The sequence below is a fragment of the Mesorhizobium sp. M7A.F.Ca.CA.004.06.1.1 genome (genome assembly GCF_003999135.1).
Taxonomy (GTDB): Bacteria; Pseudomonadota; Alphaproteobacteria; order Rhizobiales; family Rhizobiaceae; genus Mesorhizobium.
The window spans coordinates 1-2595 of sequence record NZ_RZPQ01000804.1; the positions used below are offsets into that span (position 1 = coordinate 1).

At 60.8% G+C, this 2595-nt stretch carries 2 protein-coding genes; one reads left to right on the forward strand and one right to left on the reverse strand.

The genetic code is table 11. From position 1 onward, the window contains the following. The first annotated feature begins 48 nt into the window (after positions 1–48). A complete protein-coding gene (locus EN906_RS30390) occupies positions 49–939 on the forward strand; it encodes a hydroxymethylglutaryl-CoA lyase (protein WP_127270803.1) in 891 nt (296 codons plus the stop codon). Between the two features lie 505 nt (positions 940–1444). Here EN906_RS30390 and EN906_RS30395 read toward each other — a convergent pair. After that, positions 1445–2281 (reverse strand): IclR family transcriptional regulator, encoded by an 837-nt coding sequence (locus EN906_RS30395; RefSeq protein ID WP_127327917.1) that lies wholly within the window; start codon positions 2279–2281, stop codon positions 1445–1447. Between the last annotated feature and the right edge of the window lie 314 nt (positions 2282–2595).

A 2595-nucleotide genomic window follows, 5' to 3' on the forward strand; every position in this document is an offset into this window, starting at 1 on the left:
TCGTCGAGGAGATGACCATCGACGAGGCCTCCGAAGAAAAGATCATGTATGCCGCCGTCCATTGAATCGCCCGGTGAGGATCGGCAGGCCACGATCGTCGAAGTCGGTCCGCGCGACGGCCTGCAGAACGAAAAGCGGCTGGTCTCGACCGGGCAGAAGCTGCGCCTGATCGGCATGCTGGCCGATTGCGGCTTCGCCCGCATCGAGGCGACGGCTTTCGTCTCGCCGAAATGGGTGCCGCAGATGGCCGATCATGATGAGGTCATGCGGCGCGCTGTGCGGCGCCCGGGGCTTATGCTGTCCGCGCTGGTGCCCAACGAGCAAGGTGCGCGGGCCGCGATCTCGGCCGGCGCGCAGGAACTCGCGGTCTTCACCAGCGCCTCCGAGACGTTTTCGAAACGAAACACCAATTGTACCATCGAGGAAGGGCTGGCTCGTTTTGTGCCAGTGATCGCGCTGGCCGCCGAGCATTCCTTGCCGGTGCGGGGCTATGTCTCCTGTGCCGTCGATTGTCCCTATGAAGGCCCGATCGAACCCGGCGCGGCCGCGAGAGTCGTCGCGCGCCTGCGCGATCTCGGCTGCGCCGAAATCGCCGTTGCCGACACGATCGGCAGGGCGACACCCGAGCGCGTGCATGCCATGGTGCTGGCAACCCTCGAAGAAGCAGAGGCTGCGCGGCTGGCCGGGCATTTCCACGACACCGGCGGCCTGGCGCTCGCCAACGTCGATACCGCCTGGGACCTCGGGCTCAGGGTGTTCGATGCCGCTGCCGGCGGGCTAGGCGGCTGTCCCTACGCGCCCGGTGCGGCCGGCAATCTTCGCAGCGGCGCGCTGGTGGCGCACCTTGCGTCGAAAGGGATTTCCACCGGCATAAATCGCGAATTGCTGGCCGGCATCGAAACCATGCTTGCCGAGGGTAAGTTTTTCGCCGAGCCATAAAACCACGACAACCCCGCAGCAAGTTTGCCTGAAATCAGTGCCGTCCCGATCTTCGGGGCTGGCGTCTCGGAAAATGCGACACGAGCTATATATTGCTGCCTTGGCTGCCCGCTCGGCTTTAGCAAAATTTGACGAGGCATCGAATTTTTGGCGCGCGTGCCGCCCTTGTTGTTAACGTCAGTACCAATGCCCCGATCGCCTTCACACCGAATGGAGAGTGTCGGCGATCGTTCCCATCAGGTTCTGTATGTCGATCCGCATCGACTGATTGATCGCTTTCGGCCAGGTCGACAGCTTCACGCCGACGAAATCGCGCTGGTGGTCGATGTAGATTATCTGCCATCCGAGCAGCTACTCTGAATGCAATGGGCGAGCCTCCAAGGTTTCTATTGGGTGGTTCTCAGAGGGATGGAGCCGGACATTCACTTCCGTCGAGAACATATCGCGAACTACAGGTTCAAAGCGCAACATCTCTTCGCGCGATGACCGGCCTCTCAGCACCGACCTATCGCTGATCCGCTGCAGCACTCTTTGCGGCCAAAGCCGATCCGTTGTAGGCGTGCATCTGCGCCAGCTTTGCCATGCGCTGGGCGGCTTCTGCGAGCGCCGAGCAATGCTGCTTGAAGTTTTGCTCTATGATCTGACCGTAGGGTCCCGTAAGTCCCACCGCGTACATCACCTCACCGCTCGTCGGCCTTATCGGAAATGCGATCGAGCCCAGGCCCGGAACATGCTCGGCCAGGTCCATGGCATAGCCCTGCTGCCGAACCTCCGCCAATTCCCTGGTCAACTCCGCGATCTTCGTTTTAGTCCGATCGGTATAGCTGCGCAGCTCGGTCGCCAGGATCCTGTTCACGGTCTCCTGCGGATGAAACGCAAGGATCGCCTTGGCCGAAGCGGTCGCATTTACAGGCATGGCCATACCCGGCATGACATAGGTCCGGACCGGAGTGTCGGGCGCGACGCAGGTGACCGAGCGCACCTCGGTACCGTCGAACTTCGACAGGAACGCCGACTGGCCGGTGCGGTCGGCCAAATCCTGAAGCGGTCGCTGCGCGAGCGTCGTCAGCCAGCCGCTATCCGGAGACATCTGTAGCAGCTGCAGCAAGCGATCGCCGAGGCGGTATGTCCGATTGCGAACGCTCTCGGCGGTGATCATCCCGCTTTCGATCAAGGCATGCAGCAGCCTGTTGATCGTGGTTTTGGGCAGTCCAAGCGTCGTTTCGAGCTCGATCGCCGTCAAGCCATGCTCGAACGGCGCGACCGTTTCCATGATCGAGATGTAGCGCTCGAGGGGACTGTCCTTGGCGCTCGGCTTCTTCGATTTCGTATTCAAGGGCACCTACGCCGATCTGACAATTGCGACTGCAAGAAGGTTATCGTTCAAAACAGACGTGAGGGGCAAGGTCGGTCTCTCGTTATCCCGCCGCGCCTCGAGTCCGAGGGGCTCCGTAGAATAGCCGAACGGCCGCACGCCCTCGGCTGTCGGGCTCCGCTAGGTAACCCGAACCCGAAACCTCCTCACGAATAATACCGAAATTCGGTATTATTTCCATTTTATGGGCCCCTCGATTGACTCGCAAGCCAAATCCTGATTATCGGGATAAATACCGATTTTCGGAGGAACTTGAAATGGCTGAACTCCCGCGTGTGACC